General features: G+C 73.2%; 4 protein-coding genes. 1 reads left to right on the top strand and 3 read right to left on the bottom strand.

Features of this window, described 5'->3' with window-relative positions; all coding sequences use genetic code 11:
- The coding region (locus tag AC1D01_RS29085; RefSeq protein ID WP_477872608.1) for a GDYXXLXY domain-containing protein at positions 1–690 on the top strand (690 nt) is incomplete at its 5' end.
- Here AC1D01_RS29085 and AC1D01_RS29080 read toward each other — a convergent pair.
- The 3 genes from AC1D01_RS29080 to AC1D01_RS29070 all read right to left on the bottom strand — a co-directional run.
- Positions 687–1,127, bottom strand: a complete 441-nt coding sequence (locus tag AC1D01_RS29080; RefSeq protein WP_477872606.1) for a MarR family winged helix-turn-helix transcriptional regulator — start codon at positions 1,125–1,127, stop codon at positions 687–689. The two genes, AC1D01_RS29085 and AC1D01_RS29080, sit on opposite strands and share 4 nt — an antisense overlap.
- Positions 1,127–1,885, bottom strand: coding sequence for an ABC transporter ATP-binding protein (locus tag AC1D01_RS29075; RefSeq protein ID WP_477872610.1), 759 nt, complete (start codon positions 1,883–1,885; stop codon positions 1,127–1,129). The genes AC1D01_RS29080 and AC1D01_RS29075 overlap by 1 nt, the downstream gene beginning before the upstream one ends.
- 41 nt (positions 1,886–1,926) lie before the next feature.
- Positions 1,927–2,682: ABC transporter ATP-binding protein (locus tag AC1D01_RS29070; protein ID WP_477872604.1), on the bottom strand; the 756-nt coding region annotated here is incomplete at its 5' end.

Here is a 2,682-nt window from a genome sequence, read left to right as displayed (position 1 = left end):
ACCACGCGGCGCTGGCGCCTGGCCGCCGCGGCCGGCGTGGCCGCGGCCTGGATCATCGGCGCGTTCTACTACCAGCTGGCCTGGCCGCTCGCGCACAAGGCGCTGCTGATGGTGGCCGCGGGCGCCGTGCTCGCGCTGCTGGCGCGCTGGGGCCTGTCGCGGCGCCAGGCGATGGAGGCAGCACCTGCCGCGGCACCGGCCGGGCCGCAGCGCTGGGGCATCGCCGTCGCCGCCGTCGCCGTGCTGCTGGTCGCGAACCTGGCGATCTGGCAGAAGGAGTCGCTGATCGCGCACGGCCAGCCGGTGTTCGTCGAACTCGCGCCGGCCGACCCGCGCTCGCTGATGCAGGGCGATTTCATGCGGCTGAACTTCCGCCTGCCGGCCGCGCTGGAGCAGGGCCTCGACGACGACCTGCTGCGCGCACAGCGACCGCATGCCGTCGCGCGGCGCGACGAACGCGGCGTGCTGGCGCTGCTGCGGCTGGACGACGGCACGCCGCTCGCGGCCGACGAACTGCGCATCGAGCTGACGCCGAAGGATGGTCGCTGGATCCTCGTCACCGATGCCTGGTTCTTCCCCGAGGGCGAGGCGCAGCGCTGGTCGGAGGCGCGCTTCGGCGAGTTCCGCGTCGACGGCAGCGGGCGGGCCTTGCTGGTCGGGCTGCGCGGGCCGGAGCTGAAGCCGCTCTAGCCGGCGCCGGCCGCGACGCGCATCAGCAGCCGGATCAGCGTCGCACGCTCGCGCGCCGACAACACCGCCAGCGCGTCGTCCTCCATCGTCGCGGCGATCTTCTCGGCGCGCGCCGCGAGCTTGCGGCCCGCCGGCGTCAGCTCGATGCGCTGCGAGCGCCGGTCGTCGCTGCAGCGCACCCGCTGCACCCAGCCGCGTTCCGCCATGCGGTCCAGCGTCACCGCCATGTTCGGCGCCGACACGTCGAGCGCCTGCCCCAGCTGCTTCTGGTTCGCGCGCTCGTTGGCCGCCACCAGCACCAGGATCGAGAACTCCACCGCCTTCAATTCCAGCGGTCCGAGGTGGCGCACGAACGAGCGCTTCAGCTGCACCGAGGCGCGCGTCGCCGCATAGCCGACCAGGTGCTCCAGCCGCGAGGTGTCGAGCGCTTCCACCATCAGCGTGATCCGCTGGAGCGCGCCGCGCCGAGGTAGGTGTCGATCACGCGCGGATCGCGCGCCAGCTCGCCGGCCGGGCCCTGCAGCACGATCTCGCCCATCTCCAGCACGTAGGCGTGGTCGGCCACCTCCAGCGCGGCGCGTGCGTTCTGCTCGACCAGCAGGATCGTCACGCCGGTCGCGCGCAGCGCGGCGATGGTGCGGAAGATCTCGCGCACCACCAGCGGCGCGAGGCCGAGGCTCGGCTCGTCCAGCATCAGCAGCGACGGCTCGCCCATCAGCGCACGGCCCACCGCCAGCATCTGCCGCTCGCCGCCCGACAGCGTGCCGGCCAACTGTCCGCGCCGCTCCTGCAGGCGCGGGAACAGCGCGAACACGCGCTCCATCGCATCGCGTGCCGCTTGGGGCCCGCGCTGCCGCAGGCGCCAGGCGCCGAGCCGCAGGTTGTCCTCGACCGGCATGCTGCCGAACAGCGCGCGGGTCTCGGGCACGAGGGCGATGCCGCGGTCGACGCGTGCCTCGAGCGCCAGCGCACCGATCGCGCTGCCCTGCCAGCGGATCGACCCGCGCGACGGCAGCACGCCCATCAGCGCATTCAGCAGCGTCGACTTGCCGGCGCCGTTCGGGCCGATCACGGTGACAACGCTGCCGGCTGCGGCCTGCAGCCGGATGCCGCGCAGCACTTCGGCGCGGCCGTAGCCGGCGTGCAGGTCGGTGACTTCCAGGGCTTCGACAGGCTCAGCCCGATCCTTCGACATGCTCAGGGCGAACGGAGGGGTGGGGATCGGGTCGCTCATGCTCAGTGCTCCGTCCCGAGGTACGCCGCCCGCACCGCCTCGCTCGCCTGCACCTCGGCCGGCGTTCCTTGCATCAGCTGCGTGCCGAACTCCATCACGACGATGCGGTCGCTCACGTCCATCACCAGGTCCATGTCGTGCTCGACCAGCAGGATCGACAGCCCCTCGGCGCGCAGCTGCCGCAGCACCTCGGCCAGCGCCCGCTTCTCCTGGTGGCGCAAGCCGGCGGCCGGCTCGTCCAGCAGCAGCAGCGATGGATCGGCGCTCAGCGCGCGCGCGATCTCCATCAGCCGCTGCGGCCCGAGCGCCAGGTTGCCGGCCAGCTCGTCGGCGCGGTCGGCCATGCCGATGCGCTGCAGCTGGCGCTCGGCCTCGCGCAGCAGGCGGCGCTCTTCATCGCGGTCCAGCCGCAGCATCGCCGACAGCATGCCGCGCCGTCCGCGCCGGTGGGCACCGAGCGCGACGTTCTCCAGCACCGTCATCTCCGGCACCATCTTCACGTGCTGGAAGGTGCGCGACACGCCGCGCCGCGCGATGCCGCGCGACGGCAGCCCGTCGATGCGCTCGCCGCGCAGCCGCACCTCGCCGCGCGTCAGCGGCAGCACGCCGCTCACCAGGTTGAAGGTGGTCGACTTGCCGGCCCCGTTCGGCCCGATCAGCCCGACGATCTCGCCGGCCCGCACCTGGAAGCTCACATCGTTCACCGCGACCAGCCCACCGAACTCCTTGCGCACCGATTGCACGTCGAGCACCAGCTC

Source organism: Rhizobacter sp. P3_B12 (genome assembly GCF_056402895.1).
Note: the sequence above shows the minus strand (reverse complement) of the source record. Positions and strands in the feature narration are given on the sequence as shown.

Excerpts from the sequence above, each read along its gene's own strand:
- AC1D01_RS29080 (WP_477872606.1), bottom strand. The coding sequence starts at position 1,127 with ATGGTGGAAGCGCTCGACACCTCGCGGCTGGAGCACCTGGTCGGCTAT.
- AC1D01_RS29075 (WP_477872610.1), bottom strand. The coding sequence starts at position 1,885 with ATGTCGAAGGATCGGGCTGAGCCTGTCGAAGCCCTGGAAGTCACCGAC.